At 41.7% G+C, this 22,229-nt stretch carries 19 protein-coding genes and 1 riboswitch; of the genes, 9 read left to right on the plus strand and 10 right to left on the minus strand.

What is annotated here, in order from left to right; all coding sequences use genetic code 11:
* Window positions 1–3: 3 nt before the first annotated feature.
* The 3 genes from ACQEXS_RS02205 to ACQEXS_RS02215 all read right to left on the minus strand — a co-directional run bounded on the left by ACQEXS_RS02205 (window position 4) and on the right by ACQEXS_RS02215 (window position 2,276).
* The gene (locus tag ACQEXS_RS02205; protein ID WP_427012644.1) at window positions 4–729 is read right to left on the minus strand and encodes a response regulator transcription factor; all 726 of its coding nucleotides are present in this window, start codon (window positions 727–729) and stop codon (window positions 4–6) included.
* 176 nt (window positions 730–905) lie between these two features.
* Window positions 906–1,589, minus strand: a complete 684-nt coding sequence (locus tag ACQEXS_RS02210; RefSeq protein WP_427012645.1) for a spondin domain-containing protein — start codon at window positions 1,587–1,589, stop codon at window positions 906–908.
* 9 nt (window positions 1,590–1,598) lie between these two features.
* Window positions 1,599–2,276 carry a spondin domain-containing protein gene (locus ACQEXS_RS02215; protein WP_427012826.1) on the minus strand — a complete coding sequence of 226 codons (678 nt, stop codon included), beginning with the start codon at window positions 2,274–2,276 and terminating at the stop codon, window positions 1,599–1,601.
* Between the two features lie 321 nt (window positions 2,277–2,597).
* Between ACQEXS_RS02215 and ACQEXS_RS02220 the strand changes: the two genes are divergently transcribed.
* Window positions 2,598–4,070: a C69 family dipeptidase gene (locus ACQEXS_RS02220; protein WP_427012646.1), complete on the plus strand. Its 1,473-nt coding sequence runs from the start codon at window positions 2,598–2,600 to the stop codon at window positions 4,068–4,070.
* Between the two features lie 100 nt (window positions 4,071–4,170).
* On the opposite strand, the gene ACQEXS_RS02225 is transcribed toward ACQEXS_RS02220, so the two are convergent.
* The 3 genes from ACQEXS_RS02225 to ACQEXS_RS02235 all read right to left on the minus strand — a co-directional run bounded on the left by ACQEXS_RS02225 (window position 4,171) and on the right by ACQEXS_RS02235 (window position 9,164).
* A complete protein-coding gene (locus tag ACQEXS_RS02225; RefSeq protein WP_427012647.1) occupies window positions 4,171–5,916 on the minus strand; it encodes a diguanylate cyclase domain-containing protein in 1,746 nt (581 codons plus the stop codon).
* Entirely contained in the window at window positions 5,913–7,346 is a 1,434-nt protein-coding gene (locus ACQEXS_RS02230) for an ABC transporter substrate-binding protein (RefSeq protein WP_427012648.1), read from the minus strand. The genes ACQEXS_RS02225 and ACQEXS_RS02230 overlap by 4 nt, the downstream gene beginning before the upstream one ends.
* A 336-nt stretch (window positions 7,347–7,682) precedes the next feature.
* The gene (locus ACQEXS_RS02235; RefSeq protein ID WP_427012649.1) at window positions 7,683–9,164 is read right to left on the minus strand and encodes a carboxypeptidase M32; all 1,482 of its coding nucleotides are present in this window, start codon (window positions 9,162–9,164) and stop codon (window positions 7,683–7,685) included.
* Between the two features lie 148 nt (window positions 9,165–9,312).
* Between ACQEXS_RS02235 and ACQEXS_RS02240 the strand changes: the two genes are divergently transcribed.
* Window positions 9,313–9,942, plus strand: coding sequence for a LysE family translocator (locus tag ACQEXS_RS02240; protein WP_427012650.1), 630 nt, complete (start codon window positions 9,313–9,315; stop codon window positions 9,940–9,942).
* 252 nt (window positions 9,943–10,194) lie between these two features.
* Window positions 10,195–11,088, plus strand: coding sequence for a halovibrin HvnA (locus ACQEXS_RS02245; RefSeq protein ID WP_427012651.1), 894 nt, complete (start codon window positions 10,195–10,197; stop codon window positions 11,086–11,088).
* 260 nt (window positions 11,089–11,348) lie between these two features.
* Here the strand turns inward: ACQEXS_RS02245 and ACQEXS_RS02250 are convergent, their stop codons facing one another.
* On the minus strand, window positions 11,349–12,722 hold the full coding sequence (locus ACQEXS_RS02250; protein ID WP_427012652.1) for an alanine/glycine:cation symporter family protein: 1,374 nt from the start codon (window positions 12,720–12,722) through the stop codon (window positions 11,349–11,351).
* A 105-nt stretch (window positions 12,723–12,827) separates the two neighbouring features.
* Window positions 12,828–12,925, minus strand: a riboswitch (glycine riboswitch).
* 358 nt (window positions 12,926–13,283) lie between these two features.
* Here ACQEXS_RS02250 and ACQEXS_RS02255 point away from each other — a divergent pair.
* The 3 genes from ACQEXS_RS02255 to ACQEXS_RS02265 all read left to right on the plus strand — a co-directional run bounded on the left by ACQEXS_RS02255 (window position 13,284) and on the right by ACQEXS_RS02265 (window position 16,139).
* The gene (locus tag ACQEXS_RS02255; protein WP_367988889.1) at window positions 13,284–13,442 is read left to right on the plus strand and encodes a hypothetical protein; all 159 of its coding nucleotides are present in this window, start codon (window positions 13,284–13,286) and stop codon (window positions 13,440–13,442) included.
* A 22-nt stretch (window positions 13,443–13,464) separates the two neighbouring features.
* The gene (locus ACQEXS_RS02260) at window positions 13,465–14,193 is read left to right on the plus strand and encodes a chromosome partitioning protein ParA (protein WP_427012653.1); all 729 of its coding nucleotides are present in this window, start codon (window positions 13,465–13,467) and stop codon (window positions 14,191–14,193) included.
* 182 nt (window positions 14,194–14,375) lie between these two features.
* Window positions 14,376–16,139: a putative bifunctional diguanylate cyclase/phosphodiesterase gene (locus ACQEXS_RS02265; RefSeq protein WP_427012654.1), complete on the plus strand. Its 1,764-nt coding sequence runs from the start codon at window positions 14,376–14,378 to the stop codon at window positions 16,137–16,139.
* Between the two features lie 16 nt (window positions 16,140–16,155).
* Here ACQEXS_RS02265 and ACQEXS_RS02270 read toward each other — a convergent pair whose 3' ends face one another.
* Complete coding sequence (locus ACQEXS_RS02270) at window positions 16,156–16,668, minus strand: YgjV family protein (RefSeq protein ID WP_427012655.1); 513 nt, start codon at window positions 16,666–16,668, stop codon at window positions 16,156–16,158.
* Between the two features lie 192 nt (window positions 16,669–16,860).
* Between ACQEXS_RS02270 and ACQEXS_RS02275 the strand changes: the two genes are divergently transcribed.
* Together ACQEXS_RS02275 and ACQEXS_RS02280 are read left to right on the plus strand one after the other, a co-directional pair.
* Window positions 16,861–17,187, plus strand: a complete 327-nt coding sequence (locus tag ACQEXS_RS02275; protein ID WP_427012656.1) for a ribosome recycling factor family protein — start codon at window positions 16,861–16,863, stop codon at window positions 17,185–17,187.
* Window positions 17,188–17,366: 179 nt separating this feature from the next.
* Window positions 17,367–18,323, plus strand: coding sequence for a hypothetical protein (locus ACQEXS_RS02280; protein ID WP_427012657.1), 957 nt, complete (start codon window positions 17,367–17,369; stop codon window positions 18,321–18,323).
* A 53-nt stretch (window positions 18,324–18,376) separates the two neighbouring features.
* Here ACQEXS_RS02280 and ACQEXS_RS02285 read toward each other — a convergent pair whose 3' ends face one another.
* Window positions 18,377–19,531 carry a PLP-dependent aminotransferase family protein gene (locus tag ACQEXS_RS02285; RefSeq protein ID WP_427012658.1) on the minus strand — a complete coding sequence of 385 codons (1,155 nt, stop codon included), beginning with the start codon at window positions 19,529–19,531 and terminating at the stop codon, window positions 18,377–18,379.
* 135 nt (window positions 19,532–19,666) lie between these two features.
* On the opposite strand from ACQEXS_RS02285, the gene ACQEXS_RS02290 reads away from it, so the two are divergent.
* Window positions 19,667–20,536 (plus strand): AraC family transcriptional regulator, encoded by an 870-nt coding sequence (locus ACQEXS_RS02290; protein WP_427012659.1) that lies wholly within the window; start codon window positions 19,667–19,669, stop codon window positions 20,534–20,536.
* On the opposite strand, the gene ACQEXS_RS02295 is transcribed toward ACQEXS_RS02290, so the two are convergent.
* Entirely contained in the window at window positions 20,533–21,987 is a 1,455-nt protein-coding gene (locus ACQEXS_RS02295; protein WP_427012660.1) for a bifunctional NUDIX hydrolase/phosphatase PAP2 family protein, read from the minus strand. The genes ACQEXS_RS02290 and ACQEXS_RS02295 overlap by 4 nt on opposite strands.
* Between the last annotated feature and the right edge of the window lie 242 nt (window positions 21,988–22,229).

A 22,229-nucleotide genomic window follows, 5' to 3' on the forward strand; every position in this document is an offset into this window, starting at 1 on the left:
TTTTTATGCTGGCTGGAACTTGTAGCCAACGCCCCATACGGTTTGAATATAATGATGCTCAATCGTTGAGCTTTTTAGCTTGTTTCTTAAGCGGTTCACTGTGCTACACACAGTATGGTGATAGCCTGAATGGTCTGTTTGCCAAACATGGCTTAATAGTTCGTCTTTGCTATAAACTCGACCGGGTCGCTTCGCCATAAAATGGAGCAAGGCAAATTCGTTGGCAGTAAGATGGACGGATTGGTTGTCTAACGCTACATGGTGATGTGTTGGATCAATACTGAGTGTTCCAAACAACAGTTGCGAGTCGGAGGTTGGTTCGACTTTAGCTAGATCACGGCTTTGGATGCGCCTTAACACGTTACGCACTCGGGCCTGAAATTCTAAAACGCTAAAAGGTTTGGTAATGTAATCATCCACGCCAGCCTCCAGTCCATCCACTTTATCGATTTCACTGTCTCGTGCTGTCAGCATTAAAACCGGTGTCCAGTCATTCCTATCTCTTAAGTAATGGCAGATGTCGATGCCGTCGCCATCTGGTAAGCCTCTATCAAGCACAAGTAAATCGAACTTTTCTTTTTCGTAACTGGCAATTGCATGCTTGAGGTGTTCTTTGCGCGTCACCGTGTGACCCTGAAACTTTAAATGCAACTGCATCAATTCGGCTAAATCGTCGTCATCTTCAACTAACAATATGTGGGCGGCAGTCAATGCGTTGGTTTGCTGCATGAATCTATTCCTTTTGAGGATGCATCAACCAATCGACCGGACATAAAGCCAGTTTCTTTCACTCCTCTTTGAAAATAGAGAAGCAAGGGTATTAAGAAAAAAGTAGATCACCAACCTCAATATCACGGACAGATAAAGAGCGAGAGGGCCTGGCCAGTGATCTACAAACTTAAAGCTTAATTGTTACGCGTTATTGTGATGACAGCGCCTGGGTTAAGAAAACGGTGGTTTGCAGAAAGAGCAGAACCAATCAATCCGTCGTCCTGGCTCACGACGCCGGGATGGAAAGTGACGGCATCGTCATCATTACGTGCAGCGTTAAAACCTTCACCTCCGCCCGCTGGACCGGGAATGGTTGCCGCAGACTCGTCGTTACCTTCTGTACCAGCATCCCAAACGTTCATGGTCATTTGGTAGCTTTCTCCAACCGAAAGACTTTTGATATCAAAAGCATTTTTAGCAACAAAAGCATCATTCGTATTGACCAGCATAGATGCAACAGACAGGTAACCCCCACGATGTGGATTAACCTTGATGGTCACAGAGTCTGTACCACCGGGGACAATCACGCCATTGCCAGAGGCGCTACGATGAACGTTTCGACTACTCGACGACAGCGCCAGAAGCTCTGCATTGCTACCACCTTCGGCAAGGTATTCCAATTCGGTGGAAGCACTTTCTCCGACGGTAAAGAGTGAAAACTGGTTGTTATGAGATAGCACAGCCAAAGGAGAAAGAGGCTGATTGGCCATAACATTCTTCACAGTGACAGTGTAATTTTGACTTTTGTTATTACTTGTATCCGGGCAGCCTGCGAGCAAGCCAACAGCACCGGCAATGAAAAGGAGTTTGCCTTTCATAGTGCCTCCTTAATTGACGACAATAGTCACAGTAGCGACAGGGTTTAACCAGCGATGAGCACTATTATCAAGATCGCTAAGTCCACCATTTGCATCTGCATCCCCTAAGTTTCCTGGGTGGATGTGAACGGTGTTATTTGTGATTGAGGTTTCAACTCCTGAGCCACCTGAACCGAAGGTGATAAATGGTGGATTTGGCATACTTGAGGCAAGTTCATCATTCGCTTCTGTGCCTGCATCGTAACTGTTGAGAGTGAGTGTATATGTGCCCGGTGCTGAAGGGATTTTCCAGCTATCTAAGCCCACGAAACCATCGTTTGTTGGCAACAACATGGCAGAAAGAGAAAGGTATTGGTGACTTCCTGTATCAATTGAAAACTGCGTTTGAGCTGCTGGATTCAAAATGCCACTAGCTGGGTTTTCTACGAGAGTTGCACCCGCGTTGCCTAACAATGTTGCAAGCCCGGAAATATCACCACCTTCTGCCATTGCCTGTAATTCTGGTGTTGCTGCTATTCCGGTGCGGAACATTTGAGTACCAGAACCATGAGCTGCGGCAATGATCGGCGTAAAGTAGATCCCTTTGGTGGCGTTGGTTAAAGTGATATCTAACTGAGCAGCAAAAGTAGGCGAGCAAACAGTAGCGAGAGCTGCAGTTATCAATCCGAGTTGAGTCTTTTTCTTGATCATGATGTCTTCCTTTATCTTCAGGCTTGTTGTTCTGACGGGTTAATCATGACAAGCAGAAATGACAGCCATCTCATGAAAATCTCATAAATTTCTCACAAATTTTCCATTATTCATTTCCTTGTGATTCACTGTGATATTGCGCATTTTGTTATTTATATTTCTGTGTTTTTTATAAATTATAGTGTGATCTATGGTTAGTTAATTGTTTTTCAAGGGATATACACTGCATGACTAAATAGATAAAAAAAGAAAGACTGAGTAAGCAAATACACCAACTTTCCCGAATAGCTATGCAAACCACCTTATGGAGATCAACGAATGAAAACATGGTCCGTGACAATTGTTTCAGCGGCTGTCGCTGCACTGATTAGTGGTAGCGCTGTTGCGTGTACTGGCATTATTGTTGGTAAAGGAGCAACCGCTGATGGCAGTATCATGATTGCTCGTAATGAGGACTTTGGAATCAACAACTGGAATAAGTACTTAGCTTTCAGGCCTGCACAGAAAAATGAGCCGGGCAATTGGACGCTGGGTAATGGGTTGGTGGTGCCAATGCCTGCCGAATTTTATGCTTACTCAGCAATCCCTGATTGGGACGCAAATACGGTAGATAGTGCCGGTAAGTATTATGAAGAGCGTGGGATTAACGAGTTTAATGTCGCAATCTCAGCGACGACCAGCGCGGAAGTGAATGATAAAGCCCAAAAGGCAGATCCTTTAGTCAAAAAAGGTGTGATCGAAGCGGTCATTCCTTCACTTATTTTGCCACAAGTCAAAACGGCGAAGCAGGGGGTAGAGTTGCTTGGTCGTTATATTGAAGAATTTGGCGCAGGAGAGGGAAACAGCTTATATATTGCTGACCCTAACGAAGCATGGTTGATGGAAATAGGTTCAGGGCATCATTGGATTGCGGTAAAGGTACCTGATGATAGCTATGCAATGATTGCTAATGGCCTTCGCGTTCATGGCGTTGATCTTGGTAGTGCGGATGTGCTGCATTCACCGAAAATCGCGGACTTTGTTAAGCAGAATAAACTGTTAGATGCTGTAGACCCTGCTTCATTCAATTTTGCAAAAGCATTCGGTGTTGTTGGAGATGTCTACAATATTGATCGTGAATGGTTAGGACAAAAGATGCTTTCGGCCAGCCACAAGCAAGCATCCCGCCAAGAGCAGTATCCACTGTTCTTAAAACCGGATGAGAAAGTGACCGTCAATGATGTGGCAGAACTACTTAGTGCCACATACAAAGGAACGGAGCTCGAAAAAGAGGGCCAACGCCCAATTCGTGTCGAGCGTCAATTGGAATCGCATATTATCCAACTGCGACCAGAAATGCCGCGTGAACTGCAAGGTTTGATCTGGCAAAGTTTTGGCGTGCTTCCTGAATCGGTGCTAATTCCACTGTATAGCTCATTAGATAATTATCCTACCGCCTATACGGTTGGCTCCGATACTTACACGGATGATTCTGCTTATTGGCAATTCCGCAGCCTAACGTCATTAGCGGCAGCAGATCCCGATAAGTATCTACCAATGTTAAAAGCAACGTGGGATAAAGAGGAAAGCAAGTTGTACCAGCAAGTGAGTAACTTAGATATGACACTAAAATCGTTATATCAACAAGACAAGCAGGCTGCGCTTGATATGGCAGCAGATTATTCCTACGGTCAGCTTCAACGTACCTTAACCATGGCAACAGAGATCCGCTATAAAATGATGACAGACTTAACTAAGAGTACCGAGAAAAAGTACTCAAAAGAAGAGTTTGAAAAAATCATGAACCTATAGGTTTATAGAACTCGCCACTAACGTGACATATAAAAGAGTGCTGCGGCACTCTTTTTTGTACGAGTATGTTGCTTGTAGGAAAGGCGGTGTGTGCAACCTATTACACGATGTTTATGCTGTTTCGAGTTTCCTTCGCTTGGTAAAGTGCCTGATCCGCTTGGATATAGGCGGTTTCTGAGTCGATATCTTCCAATGCATTAACAACCTTAATACCAATTGATAAGGTGACATATTCAGAAATAGTAGAACCCTGATGGTTTTCTTTTAGTTGAGCGACAGATTCCATAATTCGTTCTGCAATTACTTCAACTTGGGTTTTTCCTGTATAGGGCAATATCACAGCAAATTCTTCACCACCGATTCGCGCCACAAAATCCCCTTTTCGAGTGCAATGAGTGGTGAGAATATCTGCAATTTTCACGATAACTCGATCTCCAGCAGGATGGCCATAGAGGTCGTTATATTGCTTAAAAAAATCAATATCCAAGATCATCAATGCAATTGGTTGTGTTTTATTTTTACATTCATTGATGGATTGATTTAATGTGCTAGTAAATAGGTTTCGGTTGTTGAGCTTGGTTAACGGGTCGGTCTTAGCCATGGTTTGCACTTGTTTTACATATCCTTGAAGTAACACCAGTGCTTCCTCCATGTCACCCAGTTCATCTCGATATTGGCGCTCAATATCAAGGGCTGTATTTCCGTAAGAGAGTTCGATGATATTGTTTCGAATATTGGTGACACGTGCAACAACATGTCTTTGAATAAAGAAATAGGCAATTGAAAGGCTGAGAATGATGCCGAAAATCGCGATACCCCAGAGCACTCGCTTTTTGTGCTCAAGTTTACGTTCTGCAACTTCAGCTTCCTTAGCAAGTACGTCTTGCAAATAAACGCGAATTTGTTCTCCAGTGACCAGAAGATCATCCGCGGTTGTCGCTTGCTGAGAAATGAGCGTCTCTATAACCTTCTCGGTTCGAATATATGCTAACTGATTGTTGAAAACGGAGATAGCACCGGAATAAAGAGCTTTTGCATCAGATAACCATTCCCTCGAAGTTTTCCTAATCTCTTTATTTTCTAATTGAGATACATGCTCTTCAATGCTGTTACTCAACTGGAAGACTTCACGCTTAAGTCTGTTCAGTTCTTTCACGTTTTCTGATGTTGAGGCTTGCACCATTAACTCTGATAAAAGAAAGGCTCTTGTGTATACATTGAGGAATGTCCTAACACTTTCGATGGTATTTTCTGCCTCAATATGGCGATGAGAGTGTGTGGTTGCGAATGCGTGCCCGTCTAAAGAAATGCTTTTTTCTAGATCTTGATTGAGCTCTAAAAGCTTGGGTAGAAGTTTACTTTTTGTTGTCTCAAGAAGCGCCAGTACTCTTGGTATCACCCTTTGCTTATGACTGTTTATTTGTGCTCGAGCGATGAACAGTTGGGCAAGGTGATCGGTATGGATAATGTATTGGCGAATACGGTCATTCACACTTTCAAGCTCATCTCGACGTTGTGCTAAAAGAGGAGAGGCGAGCAGTTGAGTGTTCAGTTCACGAATTTGCTGCCAAGAATATTTAAGACGCTGAATATGAACCGGGGTATTGATACTTCTCTGCTCAGACTTTAGGGCAAAAAGCTCTGATTTAAGGTTGGCGCTGCTGGATTGAAGTCGGCTAACCTGTTCTTTCAGTGGTACAAACTGAATCGCAGCGCGTTGATACGAATCGCTCAATTGTTGTGCGGTGTTGTTAGCAACCATAACGGTCAGTAATGTCAATATACCTATAACGCTAATGGACAGGTACAGTTGCTTTTTGATTGAGCGATATTCGTAGTCCTTCACTCCGCCAACATTGCCTCTTCGCCGTACAGGTTCTGTAATGTCGTGATCTGAGTTGTCAATGCTTGGAGTGTAGCATCAATATTATTGCCACTTGCTATGCTATAAGCGGCTTCCATTAGCTTAGGGTAGATAGAACCCATAGCGGTACTGGTAAAGTGCCCATATCGGTTTATTTGATCTTTCCAGCTCTGATCAGACAACTCACTGGACGCGAGAGCCTGCCATTGAGGCGAGTTCTTATCTAAACTATCCATGAGATAACGGACTACGTCCAATCGGCAAGGGTTACCACCGCCTTTTGCATAAGCTAACTGGCTTTCGAAGCTACTGACATAACGCAGCAGCCAGTAGGCTGCTTCTGGGTTTTTACTGTCGTAACTTACGGCAAAAGAATAAGCACCATGATATGGCTTGCCCCCCGCAACTGTAGAAATACCCAATTCTGCATCAGGTAAATTTTGATTAACTTTTCCTGAAATCGCCCAAATATTATTGTAAGCGAATGGACTCATCGCCACTTTACCTTGGTTTAAAGCTTGTGCTGCTTCAAAAAAAGCGAAATTTTCATCGGCAGGGATCGCGTATTGCATTAGGTCAACGTAGTAGCTTGCGGCTGCTTTGGCTTGCTCGGATTGTGAACGGGCATGGAAACCTTGAATATCGTTTCCCTGATATTCAGGAACAAACCACTTTCCGCCCATGCCCCATAAAATTGACGACAACTCATCATTGATATGAGGCTTATTCCCAGACATTAACGCTACGCCATAGAAATCATGCTGCAATGTTTTTCCCGCAAGTTGAGTACCTTTAGGGCGGGTAAAAAATTCAGCGGTATCTCTTAATTGTTGAAAGGTTTGCGGTGGGATCAGTTCGTAGCCATATTTCTTCTTAAAGTCTGCTTTCTCTTGTGGGTGCTCAAATAGGTCACGACGAAAATGGTTACCCATAACATAAGAATTATAAGGCAAGCTGTGAATTTCATTCTTATAAGACAGAATACTTTGCAATGCAGGGTAGTAATTGTTTGTCAGGGTTGAAAGGTATTTTTCGGCCTGTGGGTCATAGTTTTGCACAAGCTCACGAATAGGTACGGTATAACCGTTGGATGCCCACTCTTTTGCCCAGCCGGCTTCGATAGTGACAACGTCAAATAAGCCTTGCCCATTTTGCATTGAGCTGGTTTGTAATTGATACATTTCCCCTAGTGATACTGAGCGGACGTCAACGGGTACCCCTGTCGCTTTCGTAAAATCAGCGACGATATTGTCATTGAGATAATCGGTCCAAAACCCTTTTTCTGCGACTAAAGTTATTGGTGTTTTATTACTGATGCTTGGTAACGGTACTGTTGGTTTTAAATCAACCAAAGTTTGACCAATAACGGAAAAAGAGAGTAAAGGTAAAGTCCATGTAAAACGCTTTGGCATAATTTATAAACTCCCTTTATAAATGCTTATAGTTTATTAAATGCTGTAATGTATTCTAAGTAGCTGAATATCGCAATGTTTGTTGTGTTAAATATAGCGTCTTATCCGTAAAATTTCTGTGGTAATTTATGGCTTTTTTAACCTTTTGGTTAAACTAAAGTTTATTTTTTCTTATTTCTTATGTACAGAATAGATCTCTTTGTGAGTAGTTGAGTAACTTAAGGTAATTAATGAGCCTGTACGTATAAATAAAAGGAATGATTTAAGGGCGGGGTATTTGATGAGATCCTATTGAGTTTTAAAGAAAAGCAGAAGGAAACCTTCTGCTTTTCTCGTTTATAAATAGCGATTTCTCAGATGGTTTCGAAAATGCTGTGCATTCAATGTTTCACCTGTTGCCTGTTTCACTAGCTCATCAGTGGTGAATACACTGCCTTTGCTCCATATATTATCGGATAACCAAGTAAATATAGGCGTTAAATCACCAGAGTGAATTGCACCATCTACATCAACCGTTTGCTTCATCGCGCCCATAAATTGAGCCGCGTACATTGCGCCTAATGTGTAGCTTGGGAAGTAACCAAATGCGCCATCCGTCCAGTGAATATCCTGCATACAACCATTCTTGAAATTATCTTGAGTTGATAAGCCAAGGTATTGCTGCATTTTTGTATCCCATAGTTCAGGGACATCGGTGTGCTTGATTTTTCCATTAATCAAATCACGCTCTATCTCGTAGCGTAAAATGACGTGAGCAGGATAGGTGAGTTCATCGGCATCTACGCGAATGAAGTCTTTTTGGACACGTGTGTAGAGCTTTTGAAAGTTATCTTGGGAGAACAGGTTTGGTTCATGATCAACAAAATGTTGCCCTGCCAAACGAGATAAATGTGCAATAAAAGCATCACTACGACCAACTTGCATCTCAAAGAACAATGATTGTGATTCATGAATACCCATTGAGCGCGCTTCTCCGGCAGGTGTGCCTGCAAGATATTTAGGTAAGCCTTGTTCATAACGAGCATGGCCCGTTTCATGGACGATGCCCATCAATGATTGAACAAACTCATTTTCGTCGTAGCGGGTTGTAATTCGCACATCCGTTGGAACTCCGCCGCAGAAAGGATGAACACTTTCGTCTAAACGGCCGTGGTTGAAGTCAAACTGGAGTAGTTTCATTACGTCCAGACCTAGGTTTTTTTGTTCTTGTGTGGCAAATAACCCAGAAGGCGCAAGATAAGTTTCAGATTTCTGCTTTTCGAGCACAGTATCGATGAGATCCGGTAGCCAGCTTTTTACATCGTCAAACAACAAATCTAAGGACGTTGAGTTTGTGCCTGGCTCATAGATGTCGAGCATTGAATCGTAGGGAGTCAAACCCGTTGCATCTGCTCGGATTTGAGCTTCTTCTTGGGAGAGCTTAACAACTTCAGCCCAGTTCTTTTCGAAACCCTGCCAATCGTTTTCAGTACGTTGAGTACGCCAAGCGTGTTCACATTTAGAGCCTGCTAATGATTTTGCTTGTACGAGCTCTTCAGGTAATACGTTAGCTTGCTGCCACTGACGTTTTAGTTCACGTAGTGATGCTTTATCTTGAGTGGATAACGACTCACTTTCTGCTTGTTCGAACCAATCAGCAAGTTGAGGTTGTGTTAATAGGCTATGAATATGAACAGAAAGCTCAGCCATTGCCTCTGATCGCGCTTGGTTACCACCAGCAGGCATTACTGCCGCCTGATCCCAGCCACAAATGGCGGCAAGGTGATTGAAGTGAGAAATCTTTTGAGAATGTTGTACTAGTTTTTTGAATGCACTCATGGGGTTGCCATCCGTGACGTCGAGAGAAAAGAGTAGAAAGTCTATCAATTAAGTGTTCTGTGCCCAAGTCATGAGAATGATTTTTGTTGGCATTTTTTTGATATGACGGTACTTTGGCTTTGTCATTGATGTTTTACACAGGGAATGTATGTTCATTGCAAACTTTGAGGCCTTTCTTATTGCGATTACTATCCTAACGCTTACTCCGGGCTTGGATACGGCGCTGGTGATACGAAATACATCACGAGGGGGCATTGCGGATGGCTGGGTAACCAGTTTGGGCATTTGCTGCGGTTTGTTTATTCATGCTACGTTTTCTGCAATTGGTATTTCAGCAATATTGGCGCAATCGGCGGAATTATTCTCGTTAGTAAAAATAGTTGGGGCAGGGTATTTGATCTGGCTTGGTTTAGTGAGTTTAAAAGCTGTCTTCCAACAACATCATTCTCATATTGTCGATCGTGAGGAGAGATTATCACTCAATAAACGCCGGGCATTTCGTGAAGGGTTCTTATCTAATGTCCTTAACCCCAAAACAGCAGTGTTTTACTTAGCTTTTCTTCCACAATTTATCGATTCTCAATATTCTCCAATTAGTCAGTCGTTTTTAATGGCAGGCATTCACTTTGTGATCGCAATGGTGTGGCAATGTGGGCTTTCTGGTGCGATAAACTATGCAAAAACACTTTTAAACAATACAAATTTCATCAAATGGATGGAAGGGACGACCGGAACCGTGCTGGTGTTGCTAGGAGTTAAGCTTCTTACAGAAAAATAAACGGCCTTAACATGTAAGAAAATGTTTTTTGATTTGTATATATAGTGTACCAACTAAAACTTTGGTTTAATGTTTTAATTGGTACTTATAAATTGGTTTTTTGCTAATCAATGTTTACTTTTAGAAAGTATTAATTAAATTAATAACAGTATAAATTAAACCTGTTTTCCTATTATTAATTCAGTGAGTAAACTTATGAAGTCATATTTATTTTTATGATTTTAATACGCTGTAATTGCTTAGGAAATAACAATGTCTAAATTAGCAAATAATATAATAATCTCTTTTTTATGGCTGCTACCTGCTACCGTTTTTGCTCAAGATCTTATTAGTCAACGTCAGGGTGACTCACTCGTTGCTGCTTTAAGTAAAGATTATTATGAAACCAACCAACATTGCGGCGGGCGAGGAAGGCCAGCATTTTTATGTTCAGGGATTACTTTTCGAGGTGGTGTACCAGGGGATTATTATATATGGAACCCAAGTCCAAACTCAGAAAGAAGCGGGGGTGTTTCCTTTTCTTATTTGAGAACGGATTCTAAATACCGTCGACTCGCTTATAATTATAAAAGTGGCTACACCGTATACCAAGTATTTGGTGGGCCAAGAGACAAGGTTGATCTCGATTATCTCTGTTTCTATCCGGTTGATGCTGCAACTAACCAACGTGAAGATTCGGGGTGTGGGAAAAACAGGCCATATCCAGAAACGAGCCTCTCTTGTGATGAGCAGGGCGTATTTACCGCTGAGCAATGGTATGCCCAAACCTATAATTTACAAGGGGTGAATAAAAGACAAACTCAATGTGGTTTCAACATAAAAGAGGGTGTTCGAAATACGGCATCCAATTTTTATGAAGGTATCAGAGCAATGCACTTGCTAGGGGATGAGAGCTTTGCACTTCAAAATGAAATCCGAATCAAAACATGGCCGCAAGGCATTGGTAGCAGTCTACCTATTCAGAGCTTCTTTTATACACATCGTTCTGGAGATGCAGGGCGTTTAGAAGCTCAGTCATATCAAAAGGATTTTTATGAGGTTACTGGTATTGCTATTCCTGTTATTAAAATTAGCTTGCCTCAAACAATCGACCAAGACGCTAAATTTGAATTCAGCATGAATGATCAAGCGATCAATAAACTATAAGCTCTTTTGAGAAAAAACTTTACATTCTTTAGTACGGAATAAGAACATTTTAGTTCTCTAAATTAGTTTTATTAGATTTTTCATGTAATTTAAATTCTATATGGTGGCTCAAGTAATCAACCAGTTATCAATGACGCTAAACAGGCCGATTGTATGCTGGTGAGGGAAAGAATTAATCTTTCCAAGACTCAATGTTATTTGATGCCAATAAAAATAAAGCCAGAGTATGACTCTGGCTTTATTTCTTTTCTGGATTTTGTTTACGCTTTTACTGTCTTCATATTTTGAGCTAATGAAGCAGGTGAGAAAAAGCGTCTAGTTTCTTCTACGACAACGTGACGCAATGCAATTAGACCAATCAGGTTTGGAATCGCCATTAACCCATTGACGATATCAGCAATTATCCAAATCATATCTAAGTGAAGGAATGCACCTGACGCAACTAGGCAAAGGAAAATAACTTTATAAGGTAGGACTGCTTTTGTTCCCAGTAAGAACACAACACAGCGTTCGCCATAGTAGTTCCAGCCTAAAATCGTCGTGAAAGCAAAGAACATTAAACCGATAGAAACCAGCATAGGCCCGAAGGTTTGAGAGTTTAACCCAGTGGCAAAAGCATGAGTTGTCATTGCTGCGCCAGCGAAATCACTTTGCCATGCACCAGTCAGTATTAACGCTAAACCTGTCATTGTGCATATGATAATGGTATCGAAAAGCGTACCTGTCATCGAAATCAGCCCTTGTTTTACACAAGAGTCAGTTTTAGCCGCCGCCGCCGCCATAGGGGCACTGCCGAGTCCGGATTCATTAGAAAACACGCCACGAGCAATGCCTGATTGGATAGCAAGCATAATACTGGCGCCCAAGAAACCACCAGTTGCTGCGGTTGATGTAAAAGCAGAAACCAATACCAGTTCAATAGCACTCAACAGTTGGTCGGCGTTCATGATGATAACGCTCATACAGGCAACGACGTAGATCACAGCCATTACGGGAACAACTTTACCTGCTACTTTAGCGATTGATTGAATACCACCAAGTGTTACAAATGCAACTAATATGGTTAAGACCACAGCTGAGATTTCGCGAGAAACGCCAAATGAGATCTCTGAGGCATCTAAAATAGCATTCACTTGAGGGAATGTGCCGATACCGAAGCAGGCAACACTAAGCGCAAATACTGCAAACATAATGGCTAAAGCTTTGGAACCTACACCGTATTGAAGGTAGTACATCGGCCCGCCAACCATTTGTCCTTTCTCATCCACTTTTCGATATTTTACGGCTAATAGGCATTCAGCATATTTCGTCGCCATACCAAAAAGGGCAGCAAGCCACATCCAGAATAAGGCACCTGGTCCTCCAAGTTTGATGGCTGTAGCAACACCAACAATGTTTCCGGTTCCGATGGTGGCAGAAAGCGCGGTACAAAGTGCAGCAAAACTAGAAACGTCACCCTGTTTTTGGGTGTCATCTTTGCTGAATACCATTTTCAATGCTGTTGGAAGGTGACGAAATTGAAGTAATCCAAGTCGAAACGTGAAATAAACACCAGTACCCACAAGCAGAATCAGCAGTGGCGGGCCCCAGACAAAATTGTCGATAGTTTTTAAAATTGATTGAAGGTTATCCATGATTTCCCCTTAAGTAATAACGCTTTTTAAGGAGAAGAGGGAAAGGGTGCGGATCAAAGATCGCACGAAGCCAAGGTGATGAAACCAAATAGCTGGGTTAGTACTTTCCACTCCTCTGTCCTTTTGCCTGAGAGTTTCACTCTGCTTGCGCAAAGCTTGCTCCTTCGGCGACCGATTTAACGGTTCTCTCCAGAGGTTCCTCCAACTACAGTCCTCGCTTTTCCCTTTTGGGTCTGGATAACCAGAATAAAGCACCTGAAAGATTTACTTCTTCGGCGGGTTAATCTGACCAATTGTTAATAATTGGTTAATAACCACTCTCCTGCAGTCTTCATCGGAACAATTATCTAAAATTGATAATTTGCAGCGGCGATACTAACGAAATCAAATAACCTTGTCATCAGTAAAAGTCGCGTTTGCTCAATAAATCAACACAGGCTCATTAAAACAACTTACTTCTGACCAAGGCTTTCAATTTAATGGTATAACTATAAAGAGGAACTTCGAGGGCTTAAGCTATTATTTGTGCTTAAGTTTATGGAGAAAGACAAAGGAGTGGGTATGACCAGGTTAATCGCCATTGCTGTATTAATTGCGCTTGCTTTTGTGCTTATACGGTATCGCACCAGTGAAAAGCTACAAAAATGGGTGGTGATTACTCTATTATCTGGTTTTCTTGTGTACACCGTATCCCTAATGGTAACGGAATTAGTACGCTGATTGAAAATGTTGGGAGTGTTAGGTGAATAAGCAAACCGATATGGAAGATGATGTTGTCGTTATCGAGCAGCGTGATAAAAAAACATACCTTTATATTGCGATAGCGGGTGCTTTAGGGTTAGCACTTGGTGGTTTGATTGGTTCTTCTATCACGGCCTCTCAATGGCAAGGTACTTATCAAGGTTTAGAGTCACAGTATCAGGAGCTGCTGGAAAACAAACAAATCTTGGTGCAACAAGTAGAAGAAAAAGCGGCGAAAGTCGATAGTGAAATTGAACGAAAGTTTCAAGAAGCGATTGAAACGGCTAACGAGAAGCACCAAAACGAACTGTCTAAGCTCCAGCAACAGGTTGAAGAGCTAGAAAAAGTAAATTTATCTTTAGAAGCAAGCTTTGAAGAACAGAAAAAGCAATTAGCGAGCGCCACAACGACTAATAGTAAGCTTAACAGGCAAGCAGATATGCAAGCGACAATGTTTGAGCGTTCCCGAGAGTTGTTTCAAAAAGAGCTTAAGGTTAAACAAGAACTGGAATCATTGCAGAAAGAGCAAGAATCACTTCTACCTAAAATTAAAGCGTTGAAAAAAGAGTGTGATGTTTACCTAGAGGGAACCTCTTGGGATGCAAAATCAGATTCATGTGACAAACTTGATGAAACAAACTCTAGATTGAGCCAAGTTGAGCAGATGATTCGAGTTCATCAAATGGACTTAGAACAGATAAAGGTTCTTTCTGAACAGATTGGGTTATAGCGTTAAATATTATTCAGTATAAAAAGCCTCACGATAGTGAGGCTTTTTTAATGTGCATTGACTCTCATAAATAGGCCTATACTTATTAATTTATAAAAATATTTTATCTATAACTTATACTTGTTCTGTATGATAAATTTGTTATTATCCATTTAACGGTACGACGTGTTGTTGGGGTGTGCATGGGAAAAAAATCGAGCGGAGATAATGTTTTATCAAGTGTACGCTCTTTGCTTTATTTGGGTTTTCTAATTGCAGTCATACTGATTACCCATACTTTGATTACAGAACACGTACTTGTTCGCTGGATCTATATTTTATTCCCCATCAGTATGCTTATGGCTCTTTTTGCCAAACAGCATAAACTGAAATCTCTTTCGGCGTGCTTTTCAATGGCTATTCTCTTAGTTGGAGGCTACATAGAGCCGCTAGAGCTGGATGCAATCGAAGAGAGTTTTATCTTCCTTCCTCTGTGCTACATCATCATCTTTCCCGGATCGTTTTGGCCAATTATGTCTTGCCTTTTACTCGTGGCTAGCTATTTGTATGAACTACCTAGCGAAGATTTTGATGAATTTATTGAAGACGCTATTGAGATTGTCGCAATTACGGTGTTCGCGACCATAATGAGTTTTTTTCAGCAAAAATACTATCGTCAAGCAAAGCTTTATAGAAAATCAGCGTTTACAGATCACCTAACCCAAATCCCCAATAGAAAAGCCTTCTATTCTGATTTAGAAGAGATAGATACTGACGGCGATAATGACTATTCGGTCATCCAAATTGGTTTAAATGAGTTCAAGAATGTGAATGATAGCCTAGGGTATAGCAATGGAGATTCATTACTTATATCGTTCACCAGAAAACTGCAGAGCCTGCTTGATGGACGAGGAAAACTATACCGACTTGCGGGAGATGAATTTATCATTCTCCTAGAATCTTCTCATGACATCAGGGGTAAAACTGATCGTATCTTAGCTTCTATACGAGAGCAGTATGATGGCATGTTTGATGTTGAAAATACCTCTCATACCTTAACATTTAGTAGTGGCATTGCTGTGTTGAGTGACGCTTCAGGAAATAAAGGGCTATGGGGGAAAAATGCTGATATTGCCCTCTACAAGGCAAAAACGTTTGGATCAAATACGGTGCAATGGTATGACGATGAACTGCTCAACGAAACTATACGTCAGCATCAGATAGAAATAGAGCTGAAAGACGCGATAAATAGTAATCAGTTTGTTTTAGCGTACCAGCCCAAGGTCTGTGTGATTCAGAACAAGATCTTAGGTGCGGAAGCTTTGATTCGCTGGACTCATCCATTTTTGGGAGTGATCAGTCCGATGGAGTTTATTGCGATTGCAGAAAAAACAGCGCAGATTATTCCTATTGGTCGTTGGGTGATTAAGACGGCGTGCCAGCAGGCTCATCAGTGGCATAAAGAAGGTCACGATGTATGTATTTCTGTGAATGTTTCAACCGTTCAGTTTCTTCATGATGATATATATCAATATGTCAAAACGGTTATTTCTGAAATTCAACTACCTCCTCACTTGTTGCAGATTGAGATTACAGAGTCCACTTTAATGCAGAGGAAGACCCTAGTTGCCGAGACATGTCAGAAGTTGCGAGAACTTGGTGTTACTATAGCCATTGATGATTTTGGTGTTGCCTATTCATCACTAAACTATTTAAAGCGATTACCCATTGATGTACTAAAAATTGATAAGTCTTTTATTGATGATTGCGTTACAAAGAAAACCGATCGAATGTTAGTGAGAACGATCATTCAAATGGGGCGAAATTTAGAGAAACAAGTTGTCGCTGAAGGGGTGGAAACTCACGAGCAACTGGAAATTCTAAGGTTAGAAGGATGTAATGAATTCCAAGGATATCTGTTTTCCAAACCAGTTTCTGCCAAGGAGTTTGCTGGTTTTCTTAAGTAAGCTCAAGCAGTAACTATTAAGCTTCAGAGACTTGATTCATTTTACTTTTACTCAGTCTATAGATGGTACTGAGGTTAACAGCAATCATCGTTACTTCAAGTAGCACGCCTCCGATAGAACCTAAAACGAGGTTGTTTGCCAACCAAAAGCAAGCGCCAATAAGAAATGCAATGCGCATTTTTATTCCATCAAGCCGAAACAGAGCGTAAGTACCGATGCTTGTCCCAATAATCGCTAACATATCTGTCCATCTTGTTGCCATATAGAGCCCCATCGTTACGCCAAATACTATGAATAATCCCGCGATATACAGTGAGTTAGTTTTTATAGAACTGAACGTTCTTAGACCAGACAGAAAAGAGCTCAATGCTGCAACTGGAGCGTCTAGCAGCATATAATGCACCATATGGTTGAAGTTGAGTGTTAGCATCATAACCTTTAGTGTACGATCCGTTTTTTGATAAAACGTACAAACGCCCAAAATGAAGCTTAACAGGCCAACCAACTGTGCAAGATCTAGTGAAATCATAATAATTACTGATTTTTAAGAAGAGCAAGCATCATATATCATTTGATTTTGAAATTGAAATATCGTTTTAATTATAGGGTGAATGAACGTTTCCAAAGAGAGCTTCCTTTGAGTGATAAACAGAGTAGATTTTCAACAGCGTCCTTGACTATATCGTTACCTTCGCTCGTTCATCGAATTGGAGGGGCGTATGTGAAAGTGGCAAAAGTATTGGCCTCAGAAAGTGGTTGTGAGCTGAAACGCATCCGCCGCTCAAGAAACTGGCAAGTGACAGGAAACATTGAATCAATTCAGAAATGGATTAGTAAGATGAAAACTGAGCACTTTGATACATGCCAATTTCTAATTACTAAGGTGGATGATGGATTACGTCAAGTAAAAGTGAGTGACGAACCCACAGAAGCGCAGTTGATTACCCTGATACAAACAACACCGAATATGACACTCTTCGAATTAATGGAGCAGACAAGTTGTACGCTTGCCCAAGCGAGAAAAGCCCGATTTATTGCAGAGTGTTAGCAAAATAAAAATGGGATGAGATCTCTTAAATTGCTCAAAATAATGGATTAGCTTTGATATTGGACTTCAATATTGGGAATGAAGATTTGAGGTGTACTTTAAAGTGTTTTTCACGTTGTACTATGGTTGCAATTTGCTAAAGTGCAGTACTTAAATATTATACGAACTCAACTATAAAAATGCCTTCCTTATTTCGCACGCTAACCAAAGCCATTTTGCTGCTTCCTATTGTTACGACAATATCTTCATGCTTTCAGTTTGAAGATGAACTGACGAAGTATCCCTTTATTTCTGTCAATTATATTACTCAAGAAAATATGGGAGAGTTAAGCGGTATCGCGCTATCGAAGCGGAATCCGGGTGTAATTTGGGTAAACAATGACAACGGTAATTATCCTCAATTGTTTGCAATTAATGCACAAGGTGAACGTATTGCAACGCTGGAAATGATTAAGGTGGTTCACGACGATTGGGAAGACCTTGCAACATTCGAGCGCAACGGAAAGTCGTATATTGTGATTGCGGATGTGGGCGATAACGGTAGTCAACGTCCCTTAAGCTTTTTAAATGTGATTGAAGAACCTGACTTATCCAAGGTTGAGTTAGGAGGACGCATTGCTGTTGAACCTGCTTGGACTTCTTCTTTTACGTTTGAAGATAGACCTCGTGATTGTGAAGCGGTTGCTATCGATAGTGTAAATAACAAAATCTTATTATTAAGCAAGCGAACAGAATCTCAAGTGCTCTACGAACTGCCGTTAACGTTTGAACGTAGTTGGAGGATGGTGGCTAAACGTCTTGGTGAAATCACTCCGCTTCCCAAGCCAGAAAAGCAATCTTATCGTTTGATTGATTTGGCGAACTATACCAATAAACCGACCAGTATGGATATTTCTGAAGATGGGCTTTCTGCTGTGGTTTTAACCTATGGTGATGCGTTTATCTTTAAAAAAGATACGCTAGAACAAGACTGGTTAAGTACGCTGAATTCACAGCCTGAACGTATTCCATTACCTGTACTTAAACAAGGAGAGGCGATAGCCTTTGATGAAAAAGCTGAGCATGTATTCGTAACAAGTGAAAAGCTGCCGGCTCCCTTACTTAATGTTAATTTAAGGCAGATGAGAGAGGAATAACCCATCAACTCTTAGCCAAAATTACCAAGCCACCTTATAGAGGTGGCTTTTGCTTAACTAATGACTTGATTGAGTGCGGTTACCAAGCGTATTACTGCTTGTTTTAGCTGTTGTGGTGAGGCATTGGTGAAGTTAAGCCTAAGCGCTGATGAGGCATCGTTTTCTTGAGGATAAAAAACAGGGCTTGGTACGACTGCGACGCCATTCTCAAGCATGGTTTGAGCGAGGAAAAATGTGTCACACGGTGGTAATGACAGCCAAACAAACATCCCGCCATTGATGGGTTGCAGATAACAACCGTCTGGTAATTTTTCGCGGAGTTCTGAATACAATATCTGATAACGCGTTTTATAGAGCGTACAGATATCTTGCATATGTTGAGGGAAGCTTTCGTGAGTTAAGAGCCCTAAAAGTAACGCCTGCATTGGAATACTTGAGTGTAAATCTGCCCCTTGTTTTATTTTAATTAAAGGAGCTAAGTAGTCTTTCTTACCTGATACCGTACCAATGCGGAGCCCGGGTGAGGCAATCTTGGAAAATGAACGTAGCACAATGGAGTGTTGAGGGCAAAAATCTGAGACTAATGGCAGTGCGTCGCCCGCAAAGCGCAACTCACGGTAGGGGGCATCTTCAATCAGTGCAACATTATATTGTTGACAGAGCGAGGCAACTTGCTGACGAGTCTCAAGAGACCAGCAAACACCGGTTGGATTGTGAAAATCTGGTACCGCATAGAACACCTTTGGCGTATGTTGCTCGAAACATGCCTGTAATTGTTCGATATTTGGGCCTGCTTCTGTTTGTTCTACAGTGAGAATATCAGCCTGAACTAAACCAAACACCTGCATTGCACCAAGATAACTCGGTGCTTCCATCACAACCTTATCGCCTGGGTTTATGTAAGCTCGGGCAATAAGATCGAGTCCTTGCTGTGAGCCAGTAGTGACCATGACGTCATGATCTTGGGTTAACTGAAAGCGCAGGCGTAAGTGCTGTAGTAACGGTGCGTAACCTTGTGTTCCCCCATATTGGAAAACTTCAGGTAACTCAGAAAGCGATGCTAAAGTTGGCTTCATTAACTCAATAGGAAATGTTTGTGCATCAGGTAACCCACCAGCAAGAGAGATAACGCTTGGATCACTTGCAGCAGCAAGAATTTCTCGAATGTATGAGGATTGAATTTGTTGTAATGATTTGGCTATTTCCATGTTGTGCTCAGTTTAATTAATTGGGTAGGCGATTTTTCTGAAACTGCCTTTTTATCGCTTTATAGTACAAAGAGTTGTCAAAAATTATTTGTCCATTTATGCTTTTGAATATGTCCGTTTATGTGATTTATGTGGATGAGTCAACAACATATATCTAGAATTAATGATGTTCTTTATCGTATTCACCAAGACATCAGCCAAGAGTTGCCTGCCAGTGAGCTGGCAAGCGTTGCAGCATACTCTGAGCAACATTTCCATCGAGTGTTTAAGAAAGTAGTTGGCGAGTCTATTCACCAGTATATTCGAAGAACTCGAATGGAATATGCGGCCAATCAGCTGATGTTTGATGCACAATCACCCGTATTGGAAATAGCAAACAAATGTGGCTTTAGCTCTCTCTCGTCATTTAGTCGAGCCTTCAAAGCAACGTTTAGCATGTCGCCGGGTGAGTGGCGAAAGCATGATCTACAAGTTTCCCACAAACCGTATTTAAATGATCCTGAAGTGGCACAAGGGTACCTTCGGGTTGCGGAGCGGGAATTGCCTTCCCCAAAAATCATTGAAGTTCCGCCGCGTTTTGCCGCGTATGTCCGACATACGGGATACAATCGCTCAATTCGAAACGCGTGGCAAATCCTTAAAGCGTGGGCAAATGCAGAGGGAAGAGATTGGTCGATACAATATGGCTTGCACCACTCTAATCCCGCTTGGGTTGAGTTAGAACGCTGTCGTTATGTCGCTTGTATTGAAATTGATCACCCACTTAAAGTTAGGAGCATGGTTAACCAGCTGACTATTCCCGGTGGGCTCCATGCCGTTTTCCGCCTAACAGGAGTATATGGTGAGCTGCTGCCTCAGATCAGCCAGATATTAGAACGTTGGCTTCCTAATTCTGGCTTTAAGCAACAGCCTACACCTGCGTACGTGCGTTATATCGACAATCACTTTCTCAACGAATCTGAGCAATTTGAGCTCGACTTCTATTTGCCGATAAGCTTCTTCTAAGGTGACCTTTTTAAAAGGTTCGCCAATACTGGCGAAGCGACCAACAGCCAAATAATGCAGAGCCATATGGTAAAAGCATGTGAGAGCAGAATGAATGCAGCTGAATCCGTTGGACTGGTAATTACTGGAGGGATTGCGATTAGTGCGGCAAGCCCTAGGAACGATATCAACACACGAGGCCAGTGGATATGCAATTCTTCCTCGGTAATACTCGGTGCAAATTGGCTAAGAATCAGTGAACTGAGTATGCCAAGAACCGCAAACCATAAGTAAGTATAAAAAGGTTGAATCATTTCATAGACGCCGTACAAGCACACGAACAACATAAAAAGCCACAGTCTGCGAGATTCAATAATAGGCTCGTTGTGATGATTGTTCATATTAAATAGCAGCGTAGAAATGACTGTAGCTAAACCGCCTAATATTGAACCAGCGACGACATCTGCGGGGTAGTGTATACCAAGCCATACCATCGCAAGGCTTGCAAATATGACCACAACAAGCCAACTCATGAGTGCGGCAATTTTACTGCAACGCCCATTGTGATTTAACCAGCTTAGCAACATACCAACCATTGCCGAGGAAATCGCCAGCTTAATACTTGGGAAGCCATAGCCAACAGCGACGGCATTTTGTAATGAAGGCACCACATAAAAAGGTCTTGGCACTTCAAATAAAAGGGTGAGTAGATTGGCAGAATAGGAGCTAAGGACCAGCGCAAATGTCATGGTTGCACTGTATTTTAATGGCAGAGTGACAAAAACGATGGCGAGCGTGATAAAGACAATAACAGTGTCACTAAGCCAAACAGATATGTGCAATACAGACTTAATTAAGGCAAAGTTTTGCGCGAGAGATTGTAGCTCTGAGATCCAAGAGAGCTGAGTTTGAATGAGAGAGTTTGGCTCAACCGTTTGGTTTTGTTGTTGAGTGAAGTTTGACGTTGGCGTTTGTTTTAACCACTGAATGAGCAAATCGACGTCATCAGGGTATTGGTATGCAGAAAGTACTTTTATTGTTAGTGGGAGCAGAAAAACCTGCCGTATCTCTTTGGCGTAATGTGGTGCGTTAAATACAGGAACGACATTTCCATAATAATATTGACTGAGGTTGGGGTAGAAATATGAGTGTTGAGTCTCGGTCTGGCAGGCATAGATAACTCGGTAGTCGTTAATCGCAAGCTGGTTGCCAACATTTACCTTCAGCCCTGTTTCTTCGAACGTTTCGCGCTCAGCTGCTCTACGATAGTCTTCACCGTTTTGAATGAAGCCGCCGGGTAGGGACAGTGTATCGGAAAGATAATTTTGGACAAATAACACTTGTCCAGAATCATCTCTGATCACACACGCAGCTCCTTTTGGTTGATAGGAAGAGGCATCGGAAGTCTCTGCATGTACCGTAGAGGTTTGGATTAACGCGATGACACTGAGTAATAAAATTAGGTATTTCACAACATAATGCCCTCAGTTTGGTATTGGAAATCAATACATAAGCAAGTGTTCTCTACCAATAAAGCTTAGCAATAGACAAAAATCACACCAACTTTTTGTTCAGCTAAAACAAGTGAGCACAATAGAACACGTGATTTGTAATGATGATGGGACTTATTGAATATCAGGTGTGAATAAAAGTAATGAGTAGCTGATGGAGCGAAAAGCCCACTCATTCGTGGGCTTAGTAATAGGATATTAGT

This window comes from Vibrio sp. TRT 17S01, assembly GCF_050113695.1.
In the GTDB taxonomy this organism is placed as follows: Bacteria; Pseudomonadota; Gammaproteobacteria; order Enterobacterales; family Vibrionaceae; genus Vibrio.